At 38.1% G+C, this 24,823-nt stretch carries 16 protein-coding genes, 1 riboswitch and 2 other annotated features; of the genes, 15 read left to right on the top strand and 1 reads right to left on the bottom strand.

The annotated features are described in order from the left end of the window. The first annotated feature begins 35 nt into the window (after positions 1-35). From DOK79_RS01565 to DOK79_RS01550, 4 genes are all read left to right on the top strand, one after another. Positions 36-1,430, top strand: coding sequence for a glycoside hydrolase family 1 protein (locus DOK79_RS01565; protein ID WP_206859510.1), 1,395 nt, complete (start codon positions 36-38; stop codon positions 1,428-1,430). Positions 1,431-1,623: 193 nt separating this feature from the next. Then, a complete protein-coding gene (locus tag DOK79_RS01560; RefSeq protein ID WP_206859508.1) occupies positions 1,624-2,175 on the top strand; it encodes a hypothetical protein in 552 nt (183 codons plus the stop codon). Between the two features lie 290 nt (positions 2,176-2,465). Beyond that, the gene (locus tag DOK79_RS01555) at positions 2,466-4,544 is read left to right on the top strand and encodes an LTA synthase family protein (RefSeq protein WP_206854066.1); all 2,079 of its coding nucleotides are present in this window, start codon (positions 2,466-2,468) and stop codon (positions 4,542-4,544) included. Positions 4,545-4,913: 369 nt separating this feature from the next. After that, positions 4,914-5,780 carry a helix-turn-helix domain-containing protein gene (locus tag DOK79_RS01550; protein WP_206854064.1) on the top strand — a complete coding sequence of 289 codons (867 nt, stop codon included), beginning with the start codon at positions 4,914-4,916 and terminating at the stop codon, positions 5,778-5,780. 174 nt (positions 5,781-5,954) lie between these two features. On the opposite strand, the gene ndk is transcribed toward DOK79_RS01550, so the two are convergent. Further along, a complete protein-coding gene (ndk, locus tag DOK79_RS01545; protein WP_206854059.1) occupies positions 5,955-6,389 on the bottom strand; it encodes a nucleoside-diphosphate kinase in 435 nt (144 codons plus the stop codon). A gap of 146 nt (positions 6,390-6,535) precedes the next feature. Further along, positions 6,536-6,708: riboswitch (M-box (ykoK) riboswitch) on the top strand. Between the two features lie 467 nt (positions 6,709-7,175). Here ndk and mgtA point away from each other — a divergent pair. The 11 genes from mgtA to DOK79_RS01490 all read left to right on the top strand — a co-directional run bounded on the left by mgtA (position 7,176) and on the right by DOK79_RS01490 (position 24,822). Next, the gene (mgtA, locus tag DOK79_RS01540; protein WP_206854057.1) at positions 7,176-9,824 is read left to right on the top strand and encodes a magnesium-translocating P-type ATPase; all 2,649 of its coding nucleotides are present in this window, start codon (positions 7,176-7,178) and stop codon (positions 9,822-9,824) included. A gap of 1,472 nt (positions 9,825-11,296) precedes the next feature. After that, positions 11,297-16,156 carry a hypothetical protein gene (locus DOK79_RS01535; protein WP_206854054.1) on the top strand — a complete coding sequence of 1,620 codons (4,860 nt, stop codon included), beginning with the start codon at positions 11,297-11,299 and terminating at the stop codon, positions 16,154-16,156. Between the two features lie 35 nt (positions 16,157-16,191). Further along, positions 16,192-16,578, top strand: a complete 387-nt coding sequence (locus tag DOK79_RS01530; protein ID WP_206854052.1) for an LPXTG cell wall anchor domain-containing protein — start codon at positions 16,192-16,194, stop codon at positions 16,576-16,578. Next, positions 16,575-17,300, top strand: a complete 726-nt coding sequence (locus DOK79_RS01525) for a WxL domain-containing protein (RefSeq protein WP_206854048.1) — start codon at positions 16,575-16,577, stop codon at positions 17,298-17,300. The genes DOK79_RS01530 and DOK79_RS01525 overlap by 4 nt, the downstream gene beginning before the upstream one ends. Positions 17,301-17,339: 39 nt before the next feature. Continuing rightward, positions 17,340-18,128, top strand: coding sequence for a WxL domain-containing protein (locus tag DOK79_RS01520; protein ID WP_206854046.1), 789 nt, complete (start codon positions 17,340-17,342; stop codon positions 18,126-18,128). 17 nt (positions 18,129-18,145) lie between these two features. Next, on the top strand, positions 18,146-18,883 hold the full coding sequence (locus tag DOK79_RS01515) for a WxL domain-containing protein (RefSeq protein ID WP_206854044.1): 738 nt from the start codon (positions 18,146-18,148) through the stop codon (positions 18,881-18,883). A gap of 152 nt (positions 18,884-19,035) precedes the next feature. After that, positions 19,036-20,127 (top strand): DUF916 and DUF3324 domain-containing protein, encoded by a 1,092-nt coding sequence (locus DOK79_RS01510; RefSeq protein ID WP_206854042.1) that lies wholly within the window; start codon positions 19,036-19,038, stop codon positions 20,125-20,127. A 120-nt stretch (positions 20,128-20,247) separates the two neighbouring features. Then, positions 20,248-20,811, top strand: a complete 564-nt coding sequence (locus tag DOK79_RS01505; RefSeq protein WP_206854040.1) for a hypothetical protein — start codon at positions 20,248-20,250, stop codon at positions 20,809-20,811. Continuing rightward, the gene (locus DOK79_RS01500; RefSeq protein WP_206854039.1) at positions 20,789-22,261 is read left to right on the top strand and encodes a helix-turn-helix domain-containing protein; all 1,473 of its coding nucleotides are present in this window, start codon (positions 20,789-20,791) and stop codon (positions 22,259-22,261) included. The genes DOK79_RS01505 and DOK79_RS01500 overlap by 23 nt, the downstream gene beginning before the upstream one ends. 112 nt (positions 22,262-22,373) lie before the next feature. Beyond that, positions 22,374-23,048, top strand: coding sequence for an HAD family hydrolase (locus DOK79_RS01495; RefSeq protein WP_206854037.1), 675 nt, complete (start codon positions 22,374-22,376; stop codon positions 23,046-23,048). 122 nt (positions 23,049-23,170) lie between these two features. Beyond that, positions 23,171-23,405, top strand: a binding site (T-box leader). Between the two features lie 41 nt (positions 23,406-23,446). After that, positions 23,447-23,686, top strand: a binding site (T-box leader). A 62-nt stretch (positions 23,687-23,748) separates the two neighbouring features. Then, positions 23,749-24,822 (top strand): methionine ABC transporter ATP-binding protein, encoded by a 1,074-nt coding sequence (locus DOK79_RS01490; protein WP_206854035.1) that lies wholly within the window; start codon positions 23,749-23,751, stop codon positions 24,820-24,822. Position 24,823: the final 1 nt, after the last annotated feature.

The raw sequence follows: 24,823 nt of genomic DNA, 5'->3' as shown, positions 1-24,823 counted from the left end.
AAAAACATAAATGAAAAAAACAATGAGGTGCAAAGATGACAACTTATCAATTTCCAGAAAAATTTTGGTGGGGTTCCGCAGCTAGTGGACCACAAACAGAAGGACGCATACTTGGCGATGATAAAGGCGACAATATTTTTGATTATTGGTTTTCAAAAGAGCCAGAAAAATTCTTTGATCAAGTAGGTCCAGGAAAAGCGTCTCAAGTTTATACGAAATATAAAGAAGATGTGCAGTTGATGAAACAGACTGGTCATAATTCTTTTCGAACATCTATTCAATGGAGTCGCTTGATTCCAGATGAAACAGGTAACGTAAATCCACAAGCAGTCGCATTTTATAACAGCTATTTTGATGAACTGATTGCTCATGGCATCGAGCCATTTGTCAATTTGTATCATTTTGATATGCCGATGTACCTTCAGGAAAAAGGTGGTTGGTTGGCTCGTGAAACTGTCGAAGCCTATGAGACATATGCTAAAACTTGTTTTGAATTATTCGGGACAAAGATAAAAAAATGGTTCACGCACAATGAGCCGATCGTTCCTGTTGAGGCTGGCTATTTATATCGTTGGCATTATCCTGAAGAATCAGATATGAAAAAGGCAGTCCAAGTTGGCTATCATGAGGCGTTATCTTCTGCTTTAGCTATCAAAGCCTATCATGAGTCTGAGCAAGATGGAAAAATCGGGATCATTTTGAATTTGACGCCTAGTTATCCAAGAGATGAAAACAATCCTGAAGATGTGAAAGCAGCGAAAATTGCTGATGCCTTTTTCAATCGTTCCTTTTTAGATCCTGCGGTCAAAGGGGATTTTCCACAAGAATTGATTGAAATCGTGACAGACCTCGCGATTCTTCCTGAGATGGAAGAAGGAGATTTAGCGATCATCAAAAATAATACTGTCGATCTATTAGGTATCAATTATTATCAACCACGGCGAGTAAAAGCAAAAGAATCAGCAGTTGATCACAAGAACGGTCCAATGCCAGAAGATTACTTTGATAACTATGAAATGCCGGGACGTAAAATGAATCCTTATCGCGGTTGGGAAATCTATGAACAAGGCATTTACGACATTTTGATCAATGTTCGTGATAACTATGGTAATATCGACTGCTTTATCTCAGAAAATGGCATGGGTGTTGAAAATGAAGCACGTTTTATTGAAGAAGATGGGATGATCCATGATGATTACCGCATCGAATTTGTTCAAGAACATTTAAAATATGTCCATCAAGCAATCGAAGAAGGAGCGAACTGCTTAGGTTATCATATGTGGACGTGTATGGACAATTGGTCATGGACGAATGCTTATAAGAATCGCTATGGTTTTATTTCAGTTGACCTAGCAGATGGCAAACGAACGATCAAAAAATCTGGATACTGGTTCAAAGAAGTATCTGAACAAAATGGATTCTCTGTTTGATTAGAAATTTGTTCTTTTTTGATATTTTTTAATTTAAAAATATCATCCCGAGATTGACGATGATCTCGGGATTTTTTTCTTTTCAAAAAATAATTTTTCGTTATTTTTTATCTTTTTCTTTAATTTCTACGCTTAATGTTTCATTTTTTGTATATAATAGATTAGGTAAATTTGAATGGGAGTGGAAGAAGGTATGCGAAAAAAAAGGCCTTTTCTTCTCTTTTGGTTAGTTGGCTTTTTTATAATACTTATATTATCCGCAGTAATTTCTGGTAAATTGACCGCTGATCTCGCTCATGAAGAACCAGAAAAAACCATTGCAAATAAAGCTTCAGTAGATGAATTCAAAAAAGAATTTTCAACCTATTGGTGGGCAGACTACGAAGTCGTAGCAAACTACGAAAAGGGTGAATTAGAGATTTATCTGCCAAAAGACAAGGAAAAAAATCAATTCATCAATGTGAATGATGTCTTAAGTGCCATTTCAATCAGACAAGTCCAACACGGGGATAAGCACTTGACCGTTTTGCTGTTGACTGATGATAAGCAAAAAGTCGCTCGGCTAAAAAACGGGAAGGTATCATCGAGTTATTCTGAAAAAGTAGACCCAGAGATGGTCGATCAACGTTTAGCTGAATGGCAGAAAACGACAGAAGAAATCCAAGAAATATCGGAAACGACATCAGATTCTGTTTCTGACGAGACGACCAGTACGACCAGTTCTGTCACAGTGACTGAACCTTAGCAGTGAGAACGGTGTAGCTACGTGAAAAAAGTTCAAAGGGCTATTGAGATCAGCCATTTGAAGAGCTTGTAATAGAGGGATTCATTACTAAGAAACAAGGTGGTATCTACAAAAATTTTGTAGATACCACCTTGTTTTAGAAGAAGTGGCTTTTTAAACGAGAAAAATCTAGCTAGAAAACGCAAGTTATTAATTTATAAAAAAGAGTAAAAAATCAAACTTTTTTAGCAAAAATCGAATTTTTAGGAGCAAAATAGACAGGAATAATAATTTAGAGAGAAGTGGTGACTTTGACACAGCTAAAAAAAATTGGCCAACATCAAGTACTCGTGGTTTTGATTGCTGGCTTTTTCTTTTGGATGAAAACGATTTTTGCTTACTACACCGATTTTTCTTTAGGGGTAGAAGGTAGTATCCAATCTTTTATTTTATGGATCAATCCGATTGCAACAACGCTATTATTCTTTGGGATTTCTTTGTATTTTAAAAAGATCAGAACAAGTTTGATCGTATTATTTATCATCGATTTTTTAAATACGTTATTGCTGTATTTGAATATTATTTTTTATCGTGAATTTACAGATTTTATCACCGTTAAATCAGCTCTAGGTTTCTCTAAGGTGTCTCAAGGGTTATCTGGTAGCTCTTTTTCTTTGATGAAACCACATGACATCCTTTATTGGGTGGATATCGCAGTCTTTGCTTTTCTGTTGATTCGTGTATTGGTAAAAAAAGTACCTCTTAAAGCACAGCCGATACGCAAGCCAGTTGCAATCGCGGTCACTTGTTTGTCCGCCTTGATTTTTTCTGGCAATCTTGCAATGAGTGAAGCAAATCGTCCGCAATTATTGCAACGAACCTTTGACCGTTCTTATATCGTGAAATATCTTGGACTTGATGCGTATACGATCTATGACGGGATAAAAACGGGAATCACTAGTAGTGTCAGAGCACATGCAAGTAGTAATGGACTAGATGAAGTCCTTGATTACACGAAATCGCATTATGCTGCCCCTGATCCAGAGATGTTTGGACTGGCAAAAGGAAGAAATGTGATCGTGTTGCATCTAGAAAGTTTTCAACAATTTTTGATCAATATGAAAGTCGATGGACAAGAAGTCACTCCTTTTTTGAATAGTCTTTTCACCGACCAAGGAACGATCAGTTTTGATAATTTCTTCCATGAAGTTGGGCAAGGAAAAACCAGTGATGCTGAGAATATGTTGGAAACCGGAACGTTTGGTTTACCTCAAGGTTCGCTGTTTACAGAATTAGGATCTGATAATGTGTTTCAAGCTGCTCCAGCGATCTTGGACCAAACCCAAGGGTATACTAGCGCAGTTTTTCACGGGAATGTTGGTAGTTTCTGGAATCGTGACCATGTGTATAAAAATTTAGGCTATGAAAATTTCTTTGACCGGTCATATTTTGATGATTCAGATGAAATGCTTGGGTATGGGATTTTAGACAAAGATCTATTTCGGGAATCAGCAAACTATTTAGAACATTTGCAACAACCATTTTATGCGAAGTTTCTTTCAGTGACGAACCACACACCATATTATACAGATGACAAAAATTTTGACTTTCCTTCATTGGATACGGGAAATAGCACGGTGGATAACTATGTGCGGACAGCCCATTATTTGGATCAATCACTCGAACAATTCTTTACGTATTTGAAAGCTTCGGGGATTTATGATCACTCGATGTTTGTGATTTACGGAGATCACTTTGGTATCTCAAACACAGATAATAAAGACCTTGCTTCAGCACTGGGGAAAGATCCAGAAACATGGGGTGATTTCGACAATGCCCAAATGCAAAGAGTACCGTTGATGTTCCATATCCCAGGTTACACAAAAGGAACAGTTAACCATGAGTATGGTGGCGAGATCGACGTTCTACCAACTTTACTCCACTTACTAGGAGTCGAAGACAATAATTACATCCATTTTGGTACAGATCTACTTTCACCGCAACATGATCAAGTCGTAGCATTTAGAAATGGGAATTTTGTTGCTCCAGATTACACAGTACTAGGTGGGAAAATCTACGATACGAAAACAGGACAGCTGCTTGAAGCGAATCAAACAGCCGAACAAAAGGTAGAAAAAGAACAAAACCAAGTAAAAACAGCTTTGAGTCTTTCGGATAAACTCAACCAAGAAAATCTCTTGCGCTTCTATGTGCCAAATGGGTTTAAAACAATCGATCCTACACAGTATGACTATAAGAACCAAGTAGAACGAAATAAACAAATCGAAAAAGAAAAGGGTTCCGCTTCAACGAGTGTCTATTCTAAAAATCATGATCAGACGACAACGAACCTATACCCAGCAGATAATGGGGCAGTGGATAATCCTTAGACTCGGATAAATACCGCTACTTTCACAACCTATGATAAACGGTGCTCAAGGAGCTGACCTTCAACACTAAGCTAGAAAAACAAAAAATATGAAAAGCTATTTTCTGTTTTTCTATCTTACTGCTCAGGTCAAACCGCTCCTTTCACAACCTATGATAAACGGCTTTCTCACAACCTTAACAAACTTCTAAAAAGTTGAGTTTTCTCACTTTTTAGAAGTTTTTTTATTGATATTCAAATATTTTTTCATTTATGCGTACTTAATTAGTGAATGCAATAAATATTTCGATAGTTCTTTTCTTTTTACGATCGTTGATCTTACTAAGAGAATCTTATTGAAAAATGCACACACAAAAGGAGGCATCATCTTATGCACGATGGAGAATTAATCAAAAAATTACGGGTGAGTCGGAAGCTGACACAGTCACAATTGGCAGAGGGGATCTGTTCAAAAACTTCACTAGTTGGCATCGAGAGTCGGACGATCAAAAAAATTTCTTTTTTAACGCTAATGGCTTTTCTTGATCGATTGAATATTACGCTGACAGAATATGAATCTCTAAGAAACCAATTGGAAGAACCACGTAAAACGAGAAAAACACGCAATTTGTTGAACAAGGTACAGGAGGAAGATTTTGATCCTTACAAAGAAATCGCAGATAATCGCAAGCAATTCAAACGGACAGCTGATCTGTATTATCTCGTACTGAATATACATATGTATTGGAAATCACATGTGAAGCCAGATATCCAAGTGGAGTTTTTAGGATATGAGATACGGATGATCGAAGATTATTTTATGAAAATGAAAGAATTTGGTCGATATGAACTCGACTTGTTAGCAGAATTTCCGTTTATTTTCAGTGATTCATTTATTGAAAACAATTACTTGAAAATCAAAAAAAGAATGCGTAAAGCCATGAAGTCAGGATATGATCAGTGTTTGTTCCTTTTTTTGAAGAATTTGACTGTTTATTATATCGACAAAAAAAGATACAAAAAAGCTCGAAGTATCAACGAGGATATGTATCGTTGCTTAGCTTTAAAACCCAAAAGAGCAGCTATTTATGAGAGTTTGATGTCTGATTACTATCGGCATTTGATCGCAACTGCATTGGGGGAACCGACGGAAGAAGGGGAATGTCAGTCATTGTTTGCGGTGATCGAATATACATTAGGAAAAGAAGAACGAGAAGAGTTGGAAAAGAAATTATTGTCGATCCAAACCAAACGATAGGACGTTAGAGAGAGTAGATCCAAGTGGATATTTGGCTTAATGCAAAAGGAAAACCAGTACCTCTAGTATTAAGTCAAAGCTCTCACTGAACGTGTTAAGCGTGACCTATCTCAGAAGTACTGGTAAAAAACAAAAATAAATTTCACGAAATCAAGCAGTCAACGGCCAAAGACTTCATTTTTTTGGCTCTTCTACTTTTTTCGTATCGAATGGTGGAAAGAAACGCGTGATCTCAGTATTCGCTGCATCTCGTGAATCCGAAGCATGGATGATATTTTCTGTACCAGGTAAGGCAAAATCGCCCCGGATCGTCCCAGGAACGGCATCTGCTGCTTTTGTTGCACCGACCATTTTACGCACGAGATCGATCACATCTTCACCTGTTAATACCAGAAAAACGACTGGTCCAGAAGTCATGTAGTCGATCAAGTCCTCGAAAAAGCTTCGACCAGAGAGATGTTGATAGTGTTCTTTCGCTAGTTTTTCAGTCATCGTAGCGAATTTCATTTCAGCTATGGCGAATCCTTTTTCTTCAAATCGCTGGATGATTCGACCGACCAGATGACGTCTTACCCCATCAGGTTTGATAATAACAAGTGTACGTTCCATATCCTTCACTCCTAACTGTTGTGATATGCTCATTATACCTAGAGAAAGAAAGCATGACAAACGAATCCCTTATACTTTCATTTATTTTTTTGAAAATGTGTTTGACATTCCGTCAAATAGTTGTTACATTAGGTGAGGAAAAACTGAATAAGATTTGTTAGGTGAGGCTCCTATACAAACATAGGCTACTGCCCAAAAATGTCGAGAGACGCCAATGGGTAGAACAGGAATTGTCGAGATAAGGCTTTTCATAAGGTAGCTAAAAGCTCTTTTGCTTTTTACGTTGTATAGTGCCAAAACTCAACGAGTAGATCGACCACGCTTTTTTTTGTGCACTTTTTTGACCTTTCGCTGAGTTTTGGCGAAAGGTTTTTTGTTTGTCACCGACCAGTTTTTCAAATAAAGAAGTGTTTGAGGGTGATCTAGTTGGGAAGTTGAAGTATCAAGTAATCAGACAAGGAAGTAAAGTTAGTAAACGAAAGGAGATGAGAACAAATGGATGACAGTCAGGAGTACAAGGAGACAAAGCGTTGGTCTGTTGAGACTATTATCTATCTGTTCTCAGCGCCTTTGAAACACTCTGTCTCCGTTGATTAAGTAAAAATGGTTCAGGGGCATCAGTCTTGTTTGTCTCTTAAAACCAAATAAACGGTGTTTGGAAGTCAGTTCTTTCAATATCAAGTCAAAAAGTGAAAAAATGCGAGCAGCTATTTTTCTCAATTCCTGCCTTAATACTTGGAACTGAACGGCTTTCTCACAACCTAAAGATCAAAGGAGAATCACAAGATGGAAAAAAAGAAAGAAACAAGAAAAGTCTATGCTGGCTTTGCTAGTAAAAACAAGCAACAGTTATTCGACTTATTTCATACAACACAAAAAGGCTTGTCTACAGAACAAGTCGAAAGTCTAAGAGAAACTTATGGAAATAATAGTATTTCATATGGAAAGAAAACGCCTTTTATTGTAGAAGCGATCAAAGCGTTTATCACCCCTTTTACGTTAGTATTGATTGCATTAGGAATTATTTCTTATATCACCGAGTATGTATTAGCCGCTCCAGCAGATAAAGATTTGTTTGGTGTGATCATCATTTTCGCGATGGTGCTAGTCAGCGGCACGATGACTTTGATCCAATCCGTCCGTTCAAACCAAGCTGCTGAAAAGTTGAAATCATTAGTCAAGGTAACAGCGGCAGTTAAACGAGATGGTGGATACAAAGAAATTCCCATGGAAGAAATCGTTTGTGGGGATCAAGTACGTTTATCTGCAGGGGATATGATCCCAGCGGATATGCGGTTACTTTCTGCCAAAGATTTATTTATCTCACAAGCTGCATTGACTGGGGAAAGCTATCCGGTTGAAAAGCATGCAACTGTTTGCTCTGGAAGAACACAAAGTGAAACAAGTTATGAAAATATTGCATTTATGGGAAGTAATGTAATCAGTGGTAGTGCAGAAGGCATTATCATCTCTGTTGGAAACGATACGATGTTTGGTCATGTGGCGCAAAACTTATCACAAAAACCTGTGAAAACAAGCTTTGAACTAGGTATCCAAAAAACATCGATGTTGTTGATCAAATTTATGGCGTTGATGGCACCAACTGTCATTGTGATCAATGGTTTTACAAAAGGAGATTGGTTAGAAGCATTCTTGTTTGGTTTGTCAGTCGCTGTTGGCTTAACACCAGAAATGTTGCCGATGATCGTTACGACAAACCTTGTGAAAGGTGCTAGTGCGATGGCGAAAAAAGGAACAGTCATCAAAAATCTGAATGCCATTCAAAACTTCGGTGCGATCGATGTACTTTGTACAGATAAAACTGGAACATTGACGCAAGACAAGATTATTTTAGAATATCACATGGATTGTGAAGGAAATGAAAATGAGCGCGTATTGCGCCACGCCTATTTGAATAGTTACTATCAAACGGGCTTAAAAAACCTTTTAGATGTTGCGATTATTGACGAAGCTGTTGAGTCGTTAGATACAGAGCAGATCCGTTACCAAAAAGTAGATGAGATCCCCTTTGATTTTGAACGCAGAAGAATGAGTGTCGTGGTAGCAGATCCAGCTGGAAAAACCCAAATGATCACAAAAGGTGCGATCGAAGAAATGTTAAGCATCTCTTCTTATATCGACCTTGGTGGTGAAGTCAAACCATTGACCACAGAACAAAGAGAAACAGTTTTGGCAAAAGTTAGAGATTTAAATGAAGATGGCTTACGTGTCATCGGTGTTGCACAAAAAACGAATCCAAGTGTAGTTGGGGAATTTTCAGTGAAAGACGAATCAGAGATGGTCTTGATTGGCTATCTTGCTTTCCTAGATCCGCCAAAAGAAACAACTAAGCAAGCGTTGAAAGCGTTGAAAGATCATGGCGTTGCTGTCAAAGTACTAACAGGTGATAACGAATTAGTCACCCGCTCTGTTTGTCGTCAAGTAGGCTTGCAAATCAATGAATTGATCACTGGTGAGAAAATTGCTGAGATGTCTGACAAGCAATTAGGAAAAGTAGCTGAAGCGCATGATGTCTTTGTTAAATTGAATCCTCAACAAAAAGCTCGGTTAACGACAGCGTTGCGTAATAATGGGCATACAGTAGGTTTCTTAGGAGATGGTATCAATGATGCGCCAGCGATGAAAGTTGCGGATATTGGAATTTCAGTAGACACAGCAGTAGATATTGCCAAAGAATCAGCGGATGTCATCTTGTTAGAAAAAGATTTGATGATCTTAGAAAAAGGGTTACTGTCTGGTAGAGAAACGTTTGGTAATATTATGAAATATATCAAAGCGACAGCTAGTTCAAATTTTGGAAATATGTTTTCTGTCTTAGTTGCGAGCACATTCCTTCCATTTTTACCTATGCTCCCACTACAAATCCTATTTTTGAATTTGATATATGATGTTTCTTGTATCTCATTACCGTGGGATAGAATGGACAAAGAGTATTTGCATGAACCTAAAAAATGGGAAGCATCAAGTATTGGAAAATTCATGGTATACTTTGGACCGACGAGTTCTATTTTTGACATCACGACGTATCTATTGATGTACTTTGTGATTTGTCCAGCGGTCGTTGGTGGCAGTTACCATACATTGACAGGTTCACAACAAGTCCTATTTATCGCATTGTTCCATGCGGGCTGGTTCGTTGAGTCTTTATGGACTCAAACCCTTGTATTGCATGCGTTACGTACACCTAAAGTGCCATTCTTACAAAGTAATGCTACTTTTATCATGTTTTCAATCACCACACTAGGTATTCTAGTCGGTTCTGTTTTACCGTTTACTAATTTTGGTCAAGGACTAGGTTTACTACCATTACCAGCAAACTATTGGATTTGGTTGATCGTGACCGTCATCGCTTACTTAGGATTAGTTACATTCATCAAAAAAATCTATATCAATAAATTTGGCGAATTACTATAAAAAAGCATATTCTATGCTTTTGTCCAAAAAAAGAGAATTTTTTAGATGTATTTCTAGTAAAAAGACGATTCTCATTTAGATTATCTCACTTATTATATAGAGAGTTTCGTGGAATGTGATAGGATAACTTCAAAATAAAAAGCTGATAGATTAGGCATTTTAGATGCCTAATCTATTTTTTTATCCGCCTTATTATAAAAGTCAAGCGTTTTCAATAGTTATATTTAAATGATTTTTAAAAAAATTGATAAATTATATTTAAATATAATGGAAACATGCGTTATACAATATGTTTGAGCGATTGTATAAACACAATCAATTATTACCCGTTGCCAGCTATTGCTAAGTTGGATAAACAATCTATTATGCGATGAATGATCAAATTGCTTAATTTAAAAAAACGCTAGATAACCATAAACCATTGATATCAGCAACTAGATCAACCATTGTATTACATAGATCATTTGTCTCATGTCTCTACTCGCAACGGGACAAGGAGGTGAAGGGCGGATAAAACGAAGAAATCCATTGGGGAAATGCTCTTGGAAGATACAATAGCAAGAGTACGCTTGAAATCGGTTATTCGGCAAAGGCGGGAATGGTGTATCGATTAGAATAGATGCTATTAGTGAATGTATTTGGGGATACGGACACAAATAGTTTTAATAGGTTTTACTGATTACGTCTGTTTGTTTAGATAGCAGAGAAACGTTCTGCAACATGTGGGTGAAAAGGTATTTACAAATATTTGAGTAAAGAACGTCAGAGATTAAAGGTTGAGCATATGAGCTTGACGTTGAAGTATCCAAACGGAATAAGCTATCATTCATGAAAAATTGTGTGTTACAAATTTTTATGAATGATGGCTTATTTCTGAAATCCTTGTTTCTGAAATGGTGTATTGTGTTTAAAGATAGGGGCTGATGGATGATTTTTAGAAAAATAGCAATCAACCGAAGAAAAATGCTGAAAGTGATTTGGCTGTCTCCTTATGTTTATTTGAGTGAATCTCTAGATTCTTAGAAGAGGTATCATGGTTATTTTTAAATTATTGATAAAAAAGAGTAACATAACAATGCTGAAATTGAATAAAAAAACAACAGAAACTTATCAAAAAAATCTGTGGTTAAAAAATTCATTTGTAAATTAATCCTTCATTATTCATGAAACTATCATTTTGTTTTCATGAATATAAATTAAATAAGAAGGAAATTAAAAATATAGCATATTCACCATATTCGGTAAATATTGATATATCAGCTTTTTTTATATTTTTTTACCCTTTTGAAAATCACTTGTTATTTTTAAAAGTCAAATAATATGCTCAAAGAAAAATTAATCGTTTTTCTGAAACAGAGAAATTTTTTTTAAAAATAACCAGATCCAACAGTATACAATACAAAAAGAATCAAGCAAGCAATAATAATTATCAACAAGTTGATCTTGTTGTGTGAAGCAGAAGGGAAGATAAAATGAAAAAAAATATTGTTATGTGTGTTGCCGCAATGCTTCTCTTTGCAGGGGTAACTTCTCCATTGCCGGCAGTCGTACAGGCAGTGGATACTGAAAATACTCAACTTACTCAATCACCCACAACTCAAACAGATGAGTCAGTTGATTCGACTATGCAAAGTGAAGAGACAGTCACACAGACAACAGAAACAGTAAAAGAGGAGGTGAAACAGTCAGAGACGTCACCTTCTTCAGAGGAACAGACACAAGAATCTACGACTGAAGAAAAAAGTTTTACTTTAACATTCACAACAGACAGCAATCATTTATTCGAATCAGGTGATGAAGTCAAAGAACTGACAGTTAAGGAAAACGAAAAAATTTCAAGTAGTGATATACCAAGTTTGTCAGCAGAACAATCATTCAGTGGTTGGGAAATGGATGGCAAGCTTTACACAAATGAAGAACTTAGCCAAGTAACGGTGACGAAGGATCTCCAACTAAAAGCGATATTCAAACAGCAAGCAATCCGTGCATTGACAAGTACAGATGCTTCAATCAAAGATACGATTGCAACAGCAGATAAGACAAAAGTACTCGTTGTACCAAGTCCGACAGATGCTACTCAGCCGTACCAAACCTATGCAGCATCAGATGCTGGAGTGAAAACGGCGTTAAATGATTTGTATCAGGCAGGCAATATGCAAGATTATGTCATGTATGTCGGGGCAAACGTCACTTTAACAGCTGGTACAGTTGCGAACACGATTCCAAGTACAGTTGATGCAACAAATGCTACATTTGCTTCATTAAAAGATAAAGTGAACAACTTAGTGATCACTGGACATTCAGACGATCCGATCACACAAGATTTAACCGTGCCATCTGGCGCAAAAACACTTGCTTTTACTGCGAATGCTTACTTTGGTTCAACAATCACTTTACGAAATATCAATTATACCGGCACTTACTTCTATATGAACGGGCATAGCTTGAATCTAAACGGCGGATCAGTCGGTAACGGTATTTCAATTTATGGTGGAGCAAACTCAGGGGATGTCGTAGGAAATCCGGTCATTACGGTCAATACGACAGGTTCAGGTACGTGGAATATCTTTGGTGGAAACCAAAATGGTGGAACGCTGAAAGGAAACACGAGCATCATCATCAACAACACGAACAGTGGTATCGCTACACTGGCTGGGGGAGCGAACATCGGGACCGTTGATGGTAACGTCTCTACTGTGATCAATAATGCTGGCGGACGGATCACGAATCTATACGGTGGTGGAAATGGAACAAGTACAACGAATACAGCGAATGTTACTGGAAATGTATCCACGAATATTGCTATCAAAAATAGTGGGACAGCCTTTCAACTAAGTACTTATTATGGCGGTGTCATCTATGGGGACATTGGTGGAAAAGTAACGAACAACATTTCTGGTTATGGTCGCTGGTATGGAAATGGCGAGCGATTTATCGGTGGATCTTCTCGAGGAAATATCGGTACCAATCGTTCAACTGACGGAATCGAAACGAATTTAGATAGCAGCTCATATAGTGCTGGACGGGCAGAATTTGAAGGTGGCAATCGTTACAGCGGTACGGTCACTGGGAATATCACGAATACGATCAAAGCAGGCACCTCATCTGCCGGTGGAATCAATGATTTTAACGGAGGAGCGGGAAACAATGTCGAAAAGTTTAATAAAAGCGGTATTGGAGCATCGAATGAGGCAACCTATGACGCCTACACACCGGATCAAAGAGCCAATCTAGCAAAAGCTGCGGCTACATTTAAAGTATTTGGAAATATTACTTCAAAATTAGTTAGTGGTTCGTTTAATAATTCTTCTATCTATTCAACAGCAGCTGGGCGTGGTGGTTATATAGAAGGAAACACAACGATTGAAGTAGGTACAGCGAATGCGGATGGTTCTGCCGGAGGAGATGGCTTAGCTTATTCTGGTTCTAGACCAACTAGCTTTGATTATTCGACAACAAATAAAAGTCGAGGAAATAACTCTGGCTGGGATATTGTAGGTGGCGGTGGCTACCCTGCTACGAACAATACGTGGGACATCTACATCAAAGGAGATACCAAAACAGTTTTGAATAATACGATCGCACGTTGGACGTATGGGGGATCTTATTCTGGAGTTATCGAAGGAAATAGTTCTAATACGCTGAATGGCGGGATCACAGATACATTGGAAGGTACTGGATATAACGGAGCTCGTGTATACGGCAACGGACAAACGACTGTTTATAATGGGCAAGTAGACTGGTTCTTATCCGGCGGTGGTTGGAATGATGCCAAAGATATAGGGAATGTTGGTGTCACAGTCTATGAAGGAGTCATCAATGCATCGATGGGTGCTTCATATGGAGCTAGTGGTGATCATACGATTACTGGGAATTCAGATAATCGAATCTATGGTGGTAACTTCTCTGGTACTCCGCGGACGGGTTCTAATGGATTTTCCGGCGGTATTACGAACTCTGGTACACTACTTGGAAATGCAAGTCTACTCATTGATTTACGAAACTATGATGGTGAATTCAAATTACCGGGTAACACCTATATTACAGGTGGGCGACCTTATGGACAAAACACGACCTTGGGAACCAATACCGATAATACGATTACCTTGAATATTTTTACCAAACCAGGTGTTGATTCATTAAACGGTGCGAGCATTTATGGTGATGGCGGAACGAACGCTACTTACACTAAAAATGGGTCGATCAAGATGAATATCCAAGCGGACGGTTCTAGTATCGGTAATCTCTATGCTACACAATATTCAAACATCAGCAGTGGAAAAATTTTGAGAAATGTTACGGCAAATGTTCAAGGTGCTGCTAGCATCAATGGTTTATCTGGTGGTTCAGCAAGTGATAACTTTACAAATACGATTGCTAGTGCCAGCACAAACAAAGTAGTGTTCAATTTTGGTGAAAATGTGGACGGTACGGGCAAATATCAAACAGATCCACTCAATCTTACTGGCTTAGGAATCGTCAATTTTACTGAACTAAACGTCACGAACGGATTGAAATTGATGGCAAACGGCGGAAATATCAAAAATGGGTTATCTGCTACGGCAGCCAATCATGCAACGACCTATCATTCATTTGGGGATATCCATCTTTCAAAAAATGCAGGGATCGGCGTGTCAAATTCTAGTAATTTAGTTTCAGCAGCTAAATTGACTATTGAAGATGAAGCTACTTTAGAAACGATTCCGGGAACAGGAAAAGTCAATATTTCAGATATCGAATTTCCTGATCCAGCAAAAGATGAATTAGTCTGGATCAAACCAACTACTGGAGATTCAGCAACACAAGTAGATAGTACCGGTACATGGTTCGGTGCAAATAAAGCGTATCAAGTCTTGACGATCAATCCAACGATTGCGAATGCCACGAAACTTACACCTTTGAATTTTAGAGGGACGGAAAAAGCAACTGGAAAAAGCTTCATCGGGGATAACGATGTTTCGAAAACGGGTAGTGGTTATGGTATCGCGATTCCTGGTTCAATCATCGATTATGAAGTAGAAAATCCAGGAATTGCGCAAGGTGAAGGAAGCATTTTCCACAATGTCAGTGAAGTGAAAGAAGGAAATGCACCGTTAGTCTTGAATGCTTGGGGAACCGAAACGGCGGGTACGAAAGTTCAAAAAGGACGTTTGCTGATTCCCTCAGGAAAGGGTATTACGCCAAAATTGAGCTTTGAGCCTGAAACACAAGCAACTGGTTCATGGTTGTACCAAGCTGAGATCACTAGTTCAAAAAATGGTGAGGCGCCTACAAAGATTGCGGAACAAAAAGATTCTTCAACGATTGATTGGCAATCGCCAGATAGCGAATACAGCTATGAAGTCAAAGTAAAATATTCAAATGAAGCAGAGCTTTCAGCTAGAAATGTGATCATTTCTGAAAAAGAAGCAGCCGATTTAGTTGATAAACAATCCATCTTATCACTAATGGAAGCCAAAGGGCGTCCGTTCTTTACCGATTCAATCACAGCTGATGTGATGGATGAAATCAAACAGCCATTAGCGACAGATGAAGTTTCAAGAAAACATGTCATTGATTACAAAGTCGGCACGACTGGAAATGAAAAGGAACAACAAGCAAACTTGATCGTTGTGAAAAATGAAGCAGAGATTTCAAGCGATCGCTATTTTGCAGTCTATGCAAAGGATGTTCGTATGAGCTTAGCAGATGCCAATGCTTTGTCGGCACAACAAGATTTGGCTCAACGAACCATGGCGCAAGTCATTTTAGCAGACGGTAGTGCCAATCAAGTGCCAACGTTAGCGGACGCGACGTTTTCAGCGATCAAGAATACGACCGAAGCAGAAGTCTTAAAAAATGTTTCAACGACGTATAGCTATCAATTAAATGGCATAACGGCTGAAAAAACAGTCAATGTAGCAATTACCGGCACTTTGGAATTAAAAGAAGTACCAAAAACGATGAATTTCGAAACGCAAAAAGTCAAGTCAACGACTCAAACCTATTGGCCACTGATCGAAGGTGATTTGATTGTAAAAGATACAAGAGGTTCCGAACGAGACAACTGGCAATTGACAGTCACTGAAAAACAACCTTTGACTTCTGGAAACACCCAACTTTCTAACGCACTTTCATTCACAGATGGGACAACAAATACAGTGCTTGGACCAAATGCAGTGATTGTGGAAGAAAAGACATTAACGACAAATGGCGAATATCTTGTGAATCAAGAATGGGATCAAGCGAAAAACAAAGGGATCAAGTTAACTGTTCCTCCGGAAAAACAAAAAGTCGGAAGTTACCAAGGAACATTATCATGGTCGTTAGTTTCAGCACCAGGTAATCCATAGGAAAAAGCATAACGTTAGAGAAAAAGGTGGGTAAAATGAAGAAAAAAAGGTGGAAGATCCTCTTGATGTTAGGACTACTTTTCAGTCTGACACCAATTGGTTTCGCAGAAGAGGATCAATCAATCAAAAGTGAAGGTGTTACAGGTTTTTATGGCACTTACGAATATCCAGAGGACGAAAGCAGTTCAAGTTCTGAAGAAGGAGTAGGTGATGTTACTTCGCCTAGTTCTTCCCAAGAAAATCAATCACCTTCTGGAGAAAATGAAATAAATGCGAATCCAAATGAAGTGTCGCAAGGAGATAGCAAACAGTTACCAAAAACTGGGGATTATGTGAGTAAACAATTTACGATGATTGGAAGCTTCCTTCTATTGATCGTATTGCTAATTATTGTTATGAAAAGGAGAAAAAGAGAAAAATGAAAAAGACAACGATGTTAACAGCGGGGATTATTTTATTCAGTACATTATTAGGAACAAGCACAGTGTTTGCTGCAGATGAAACTGCAAGCTATGAAACAAACGGTGTGATCGCATTTGAAGCAGATACAGATCCAACTGATCCAGTTGACCCAACTGATCCAACAAATCCGGTAGAGCCAGTTGATCCAACTGATCCAACTGGACCAAAGCCAGGTACAAATGGACCTCTATCAATTGATTTTGCTTCAAGCTTCCAATTTGGGAAACAAAAAATCACTACTGTTACTAAAGACTACTATGCACAGATCCAAACATTTAAAGATGGTACTGACGGTCCAAACTACGTGCAAGTAACAGACAAACGTGGAACACAAGAAGGTTGGACATTATCTGTGACTCAAGACAGCCAATTCAAAACTGCCGCAGACGAAGAATTATCTGGCGCGGTTCTATCATTAAGTAATGGCGCAAGCGCATCGATCATGGATGATCAATACAAACCAGACCTAGTGACTCAAAACACATTGACACCTGGTAGCGAATCAGTTTTGATGACTGCGGATGCAGGTAAAGGAATGGGGACTTGGATCTACAAATTTGGTGCAGATTCTACAGAAGGTGCAAGTGCTGTAAAACTTAACGTACCAGGTAAAACAGTCAAATTGGCGAAAGAATATAGCACAACGTTGACATGGAGCCTTAAATCTACTCCTGCACCATAAACCAAAAGACTTAGGAAATAAATCACTTTGGAGGATCGCATGAAAAAAACAGTAAGTGGTTTAATGATCATTAGTCTTTTGACAGGAGTAACGACTACCGTCCAAGCGGTCGATCAGGCGAAGTACGAAAGTAATGGTACCGTTAATTTTGTACCGGATACTGATCCAACTGAGCCAGTCAATCCGATAGACCCAGATCCAGATAAACCGGTTCATCCAACCAATCCAGATGGAACGGATCCAGAACCAGGAACCAAAGGCCCTCTATCGATTGACTTTGCTTCAAGCTTTGATTTCGGTATGAATAAGATCTCGAACAAAACAGAAACGTATTATGCCAAAGCACAAACGTATGTAAATGACGACGGCTCACTTTCTGATCTAGTGACACCGGATTATGTTCAAGTGTCTGATCACCGAGGCAACAATGCCGGTTGGACATTGAAAGTATGTCAAAACGGTCAATTCCAGAATGATGAAACATTAAACAAAACTTTGACTGGTGCAGTGATCCAATTACTGGATCCAGTCGTTAAATCAAATGCAGAAGGTGTAGCTGCACCAACTGCTACCACTGAAATCGCCTTAGATCCAAATGGGGCAGAATCGATCGTACTAAGTGCAGAATCAGATGCTGGTTCAGGGACATGGATCGAAGCATGGGGTGACAAAGTGGAGACAGTCACAACAAAAGACCAAAGAAATAAAGATGTGTCCTCAGTGATCACAAAAAGTGTGTCATTGACCATCCCAGGTAAAACACCAAAAGATGCGGTCACATATTCAACAATATTAACCTGGAATCTATCTGATACACCAGGAAATTAAGAATGGAGAAAATCAAAATGAAAAAATCACAAATGATCTTATTATCAACAATGTTATTAGGCGGAGTATTCAGCACAGTTAGCGTAGCAGCAGCTGATGGTGGGGAATATACATCAAACGGTGTCATCAATTATGTACCAAATACAGATACAACTGATCCAGTTGATCCACTTGATCCTGAACAACCGGTGACACCTGTTGACCCAACAACACCAGACGGTAAACCAGAACCAGGTACAAACGGTCCATTGTCAATCGACTTTGCTTCAAGTCTAGCATTTGGGGAACAAAAAATCACATCTACAACACAAACATACTATGCTGCAGCACAAAAATATAAAGATGCAAGTGATATTGAAAAAGAAGGACCAAACTTTGTTCAAGTATCTGACAACCGCGGAACTGAAACAGGTTGGACATTGAAAGTGAAACAAAATGCACAATTCAAAACAGCAGAAGATCAAGAATTGACTGGTGCAAAAATCACATTATCAAACGGTAATGTCGTGACTGGTTCACAATCAGCAAAACCAACAGGCGTTGCAACTTTCAGCTTAGACCCAAGCGGTAGTGAATCATTAGTTATGAGCGCAAAAGACGGTGAAGGTGCCGGAACGTATTTGATGGACTGGGGAAATTCAGTTGATACTGCAAAAAACAGTATTGCATTAGAAGTGCCAGGTTCAACAACAAAATACGCGAAAGCTTACAAAACAACTTTCACTTGGACTTTAACAGACGCACCAGGAAACTAAAAGAAATAATCGTGGTCAAAACAAGTGTAAAAGACTTGTTTTGACCTTAATCACGGCGAGAGGAAGAAGTGCCAGAAGTTGCCGTTCTCGGAGCTAGACACTTCTTCTATACCCTCACCTAACATCTAATTTATCAGGGAGTTAAAAAAATTATGAAAAAAAGATTTATCCTTATTGTCAGTCTCTTTGTTGCCATGATAAGTGTGTTACCAGGTCAATCAGCTTTTGCCTCAGAATTTAATTTTGCCGTGACGCCAGTCATTCCGGAAAACCAGATCGATAAAGAAAAAACCTATTTTGATTTATTGATGGAGCCAGATAAGCAGCAAACAATCGAAGTCCAATTACGCAATGATACAGACAAAGATTTAACGATCGAAACGACCATCAATAGTGCAACGACCAACTTGAATGGTGTGGTGGAGTATGGTGAAAATAAAATTGAACCCGATGACAGTTTAGTTTATAATTTAAAGGATTATGCGAAAGCTGAACCTGAAGTAACTTTACCAAAACATGCAGAGGTGACAGTGCCAATCACTGTGACTATGCCAGCAGAAAAATTTGATGGCGTTATGGCAGGCGGGATCACTTTTAAAGAAAAGTCTGATGATACCCAAGATTCTTCGTCAGAAGATAAGGGATTAGCGATCAAAAATGAATACTCTTATGTGGTGGCGTTATTGATTCGTCAAACGATGACAGCAGTCCAACCTGACCTGAAAGCAACGAAAGTGGAACCAGCACAAGTCAATGCTAGAAATGTGATCAATGTTCATTTGCAAAATCCTGAAGCAGCTTATTTGAATCAATTGAATGTAGCAACAACGATCACGAAACAAGGATCAGATGAAACGCTATATGAGAGTCAAACGGAAAGCATGCAAATGGCACCTAATTCTCACTTTGATTATCCGATTTCATTGAACGGTGAAAAGTTGGAAGCGGGTAAGTATACGATGAAGATGACTGCATACGGTGAAAAAGCAGAAGACGGGGAGTATAAAGTTAAAACTTCTAGCGGAACTGAGGAAACCTATAAATATAAATGGGAATTTGAAAAAGACTTTGAAATAAAAGGCGAAGTGGCTAGAGAGTTAAATGAAAAAGATGTGACGATCGAACAAGACAATACGTGGATGTATGTATTATTCGGTATCTTATTATTATTGCTTCTTTTACTGATTTTTATTATTTGGAAAAGAAAAAAACAAAAAGATGAAGAGAAATCTGAAAATAAATAATATCAATCCCTGATAAAAAAACGTCTGACTGATCAAATTGACAAGATCAGTCAGACAATTTTTGCTTGAATCACATAATTTTATTTATTTAAGACGACTGATCAAAAAAGAGGAGAAAAAATGAAAAGACAAAAAATCGCGATATTAGGAACACTTTTATTTGCTGTCGTCTACTTCGAATCTTCAGTATACACACATGCAGAAACGATCATTTATGATCCATTGAATCCGACAGAACATATCCAAATTGAACCATTCACTCCCGAATTACCTGTAACAGGCGAGGAAGAGACGGAAGTTGAACAAACTGAACAATCACAAGATATTGCAATTATAAATAACGATAAGCAAGAAGTGAAAAAAAAAGAAGAAAATGAATTGTTCTATCCAAATCTTTCAATCCCTAAAGAAAAAAAATCACCTAGACCAAAATTATTGGATAACCAGAATAATATTATTAGCCAAATAGCTAGTACATCACGTAAAATAACCTTAGATGATGATTTTTTTTCTGATAATCACCCACATAATCAAGTGATGTTACCGCAGTCAAGTGGGGCTGGTTCCGCTAATTCAGAGAATGGTCAATTGGCAGCAATGAGTTATTTATTTTCAGGTACGATACTCTATGGAGAAAAACCAGAAGGTAGAGGAAATCAAAATGTTCAAACTATTTTTAGATAAGTCAGCACAACGCAAGTTAGAGTTGCTACGTTATTTGGAAACAAAGCCGCTTTTAGTTGAAAATCATGAAAAAGTGTTAGAAGAATTGGATATCTCTTATTTTTTGCTGAATAAGTCAATGGAAGAATTGTCGCATGATTTCGTGGATTATGGGCTAACGGATGAATTTCAATTATTTTTTGAAGGAAATAATGTGAGACTGATCGAGAGTGGTCGAGGAAATTCGACGATTCTAGGTGAAATGTATGTTCGTCATTCCTTCGGTTTTTTGATGCTGCAAGAAATCTTTTTTGAGACGTTCGAATCTGTGAACGACTATGCGATCAAAAATTATATCAGTCATCCGCTCGTCTATCAAAAATTGAAAGACATGCGCACACGACTAGACGCTAAAGATTTAACGGTCACAAAGAAATTTTTGTTAAGTGGAGAAGAAGGGGCTGTACGTGGATTAGTGACGTTTTATTTCACTAAATTATACGGACGGTCTTATTCTCAATACCCAGCAGAAATCACGAAACAAGTAGAAGAATTGATTCGGGCACTAGAGCCGAAATTTGCCGCTTCATTTACTGGGTTTAGTGAATCCAAACTTCAGCATTTTCTTTCAGTGAGTTTGATTCGCATAAAGAATGGCTGGCGAATGTCCGATAATAAAAAAGCTCGATTGACGTTCAATAAAAAAACGTTACAAAAAAATGATTTCTTTGGGATCATTTATTCTTGGCTGGAAAAAGAGGCGAAGATCGACACGGAAAAAGAGCGGTTGATTGAAGCACAACAAATTTTTGCTTATCTTGTTGTCGAAGGAGCCATCAATGATCCTGAACTTATTGAGGGAGTAGCGCAAAAGGAAATACTCGCGTTGAACGAGTTATTTCTTGAAGAACTTGGGCAATCATTTATTCTATCAGAAAATCAGTTAAAGGAAATCAGAAGACAGTTGACGGTCTTACATTTGAAAATCAAATATTTCAAAGAGGAAAATGTGGATGACAATAACAATTTGGACGTCACTTATTTTTATGAAATGTATCCAGAGTACTTTTTGTTTTGTCGAGAGTATATTCAAAAACATAAAGCGAATAAGCAAATCTGGGCGGCAAAAGAATTTCTGTTTTTCCACTATGTGCTAGTCATGATGGATACATTACCGATCGATCAACAACTGAAACCACTTCGGATTTGTATTGATTTTTCTTTTGGTCCCCAGTTCAATGCGTTGATCAAAGGCAACATCCAGAAAATCTCGGATTTGAATATCATCTATCAAACGAAAGCAGATGAAGAAACTGACCTTCTTTTAACAGATAAAGAAATCTGCTCTTCTGGGGATTTGTTCCAGATCATTTGGTTAGTTCCTCCGCGAGCAGTCGATTGGGCTAATTTTACGAATCAATTATTAAGGATACGTAGAAATAAAATAACTAAAATGAATCTGAATAACTGATTTTCTTGACTGGCGTAATGATCGACCATAACAAAAATGCTACGAAGTCCATTGGTTTGGATGTGAAAACATGATACACTAGATGTATTGTTTTTTGAAAGGATCAGTGGATATGAAGGGTGCAATATTTGATTTAGATGGATTATTAGTTGATACAGAAAAGACTTACCGCGACGGATGGTTATGGGGGTTCAAGCAATTTGACATTGAAATACCTAAAGCAGTCGTTGATTCGTGGGGCGGAAAAAATTGGAAACAAAGCTATGATCTGTTGATAAAAATGGCGGGAACACCAGAGATGGTGCAAAACGTTCGTGAAAAAAGAGAAGAGTATTTTTATCAACAACTGCATAGTGGCGCAATCCAGCTAAAACCTTATGCAAAAGAAGTACTAAAAGAATTGAGGGAACAAAAACTTATCCTTGGTTTAGCAACCACAACAGTTACAAAACGAGCAACAAATATTTTGGATCAATTTTCTTTGAAGCCTTATTTTCATACATATACCTTTGGGGATGAAGTGTCTGAAAATAAACCTTCACCAATTCCTTACCTAACTGCTTTAGAGCGGTCTGGATTAATAGCGTCAGAAGCATTTGCAGTCGAAGATTCATTAGTTGGCGCAACCTCAGCATCACGAGCAGGAATGGGTGTCGTTTTGATTCCAGATTCAAGCTTTGATCGAGCCTATACTGAAAGTGAAAAGGCAGATTTGTCTATTTTAGCGGAAGGCAAGGATCTATTGACAGTGTTGGAGATGTTAGAGAAGCAAAAAGAAAAAAATTAAAATGCTGGAAATGTAGTATTATCAAGGATTTTATCCATTTATAGATCAAGCAAATGATTTTTTTTAAATTTCTTGCTTGACTTTTTGTTTTTACTTAGATAAAGTGTTCTCAACAACAAAATATAGATTCGTTGATAAGGAAAGTAAGCTTGGAAACTTCAAAGAGAGACTCTGGTTGGTGTAAAGAGTCAAGTAAGAAAAGTTGAAAAATGGCCTTGGAGAATAACTTGTCGATAAGTAGGCAAGTTCGGAAATGTTCGACCGTTAAAACGAACAGCCAATCTCTCGTTAAGAGATGTTGGATTGAGGGAAGGAAACTTCCGAATAAAGGTGGTACCACGATACGTCGTCCTTTTATCAGCAGATATATCTGCTGATAAAAGGATTTTTTTTATATATTTTTTGCGTTGAAATAGTAAGTACAGATACAAAAACCTTTAACAGAGAGCTTCGGTAGCTGAAAAGAAGCAAGGTGGAAGATTTGGAAAATGGCTATTGAGCAATTCATCCCGAGCAACTTTGTAAGGCGGTGACGGTCGCAACCGTTAGCTTGCTAGAGTATGTTTGTACTTGAAAAGGAGTTACATGTGAGTGTAACTTGAACATGAGGTGGTAACACGCAAAAAGGCGTCCTCAAGAAAGTGATGAGTCATTTTCTTGAGGATGCCTTTTTTATCGTCAAATCGAAGGAGGAGTAAAAATGATTGAATTACAAGAAATAAATGTTTCTTTCCAACAAAAAGAAAAGACGATCCAAGCAGTGAAAAACGTGGATCTTTCGATTGCGAAAGGAGATGTCTACGGCATCGTTGGGTATTCAGGTGCAGGGAAAAGTACGTTGGTCCGGGTCATGAATCTTTTGCAAAAACCCACAAGCGGCAAAGTTATTATCAATGGCACAGAGTTAGGGAAACTATCTCCGAAAGAATTACGAAAAGAACGAAAATCGATCGGGATGATTTTTCAACACTTTCACCTAATGGAAAGTCGTACGATTTTTGACAACGTCGATTTCTCGTTGAAATACACGAAAAAATCGAAACAGGAGCGTCGTCAAAAAGTCAATGAACTCTTGGCATTGGTCGGACTTGAAGAAAAAGCGACGGCTTATCCAAAACAACTTTCAGGAGGACAAAAACAACGAGTCGCCATTGCTCGAGCATTAGCCAGCGATCCACAAGTGTTGCTTTGTGATGAAGCAACGAGTGCCTTAGACCCAAAAACGACTCACCAGATTTTAGCTTTATTGAAAAAATTGAATCAGAAATTAGGCTTGACGATCGTTTTGATCACACATGAAATGCAAGTGGTTAAAGAAATCTGCAACAAAGTCGCTGTGATGGAAAATGGCGAAGTGATTGAACAAGGAAGTAGTGTTCAAATTTTCAGCGCACCAAAAGAAGTCTTGACGAAAGAGTTTATTCGAACAGCTACTCACGTTGATCAAGCATTAGAAACGATTCGCTCACACAGTGCTTTCGCAGATCAGTTGACCAATAAATGGTTAGTCGAATTAAACTATGTCGGTACACAGACAAATGAACCGTTGATCGCGCAACTTTATAGCAAATATCAAGTCAGTGCGAATATTTTATATGGAAATGTCGAACTGTTACAAGAAACGCCATTAGGACGTTTGATCGTCACCTTATCAGGAGAAGTCCATCAACGAGAAAAAGCATTGACTTATCTCATAGATTCAGGAGTACAAGCGACGATCCTGCAAAAAAATGGTGCAAGTAAAGAAATGAAAGTTATCCAAGGAGGCCGCTGAT

The sequence above is a fragment of the Enterococcus sp. DIV1094 genome, assembly GCF_017316305.2.
GTDB classification, from domain to species: Bacteria; Bacillota; Bacilli; order Lactobacillales; family Enterococcaceae; genus Enterococcus_B; species Enterococcus_B mangumiae.
This window is presented reverse-complemented; position numbering and strand designations above follow the sequence as displayed.

Bases quoted from the DNA above. Each gene is read 5' to 3' on its own strand.
- DOK79_RS01565 (WP_206859510.1), top strand. From the start codon at position 36: ATGACAACTTATCAATTTCCAGAAAAATTTTGGTGGGGTTCCGCAGCT.
- DOK79_RS01550 (WP_206854064.1), top strand. From the start codon at position 4,914: ATGCACGATGGAGAATTAATCAAAAAATTACGGGTGAGTCGGAAGCTG.
- DOK79_RS01560 (WP_206859508.1), top strand. From the start codon at position 1,624: ATGCGAAAAAAAAGGCCTTTTCTTCTCTTTTGGTTAGTTGGCTTTTTT.
- DOK79_RS01520 (WP_206854046.1), top strand. From the start codon at position 17,340: ATGAAAAAAACAGTAAGTGGTTTAATGATCATTAGTCTTTTGACAGGA.
- DOK79_RS01490 (WP_206854035.1), top strand. From the start codon at position 23,749: ATGATTGAATTACAAGAAATAAATGTTTCTTTCCAACAAAAAGAAAAG.
- DOK79_RS01500 (WP_206854039.1), top strand. From the start codon at position 20,789: ATGTTCAAACTATTTTTAGATAAGTCAGCACAACGCAAGTTAGAGTTG.
- DOK79_RS01535 (WP_206854054.1), top strand. From the start codon at position 11,297: ATGAAAAAAAATATTGTTATGTGTGTTGCCGCAATGCTTCTCTTTGCA.
- DOK79_RS01505 (WP_206854040.1), top strand. From the start codon at position 20,248: ATGAAAAGACAAAAAATCGCGATATTAGGAACACTTTTATTTGCTGTC.
- DOK79_RS01525 (WP_206854048.1), top strand. From the start codon at position 16,575: ATGAAAAAGACAACGATGTTAACAGCGGGGATTATTTTATTCAGTACA.
- DOK79_RS01530 (WP_206854052.1), top strand. From the start codon at position 16,192: ATGAAGAAAAAAAGGTGGAAGATCCTCTTGATGTTAGGACTACTTTTC.
- mgtA (WP_206854057.1), top strand. From the start codon at position 7,176: ATGGAAAAAAAGAAAGAAACAAGAAAAGTCTATGCTGGCTTTGCTAGT.
- DOK79_RS01515 (WP_206854044.1), top strand. From the start codon at position 18,146: ATGAAAAAATCACAAATGATCTTATTATCAACAATGTTATTAGGCGGA.
- DOK79_RS01510 (WP_206854042.1), top strand. From the start codon at position 19,036: ATGAAAAAAAGATTTATCCTTATTGTCAGTCTCTTTGTTGCCATGATA.
- ndk (WP_206854059.1), bottom strand. From the start codon at position 6,389: ATGGAACGTACACTTGTTATTATCAAACCTGATGGGGTAAGACGTCAT.
- DOK79_RS01495 (WP_206854037.1), top strand. From the start codon at position 22,374: ATGAAGGGTGCAATATTTGATTTAGATGGATTATTAGTTGATACAGAA.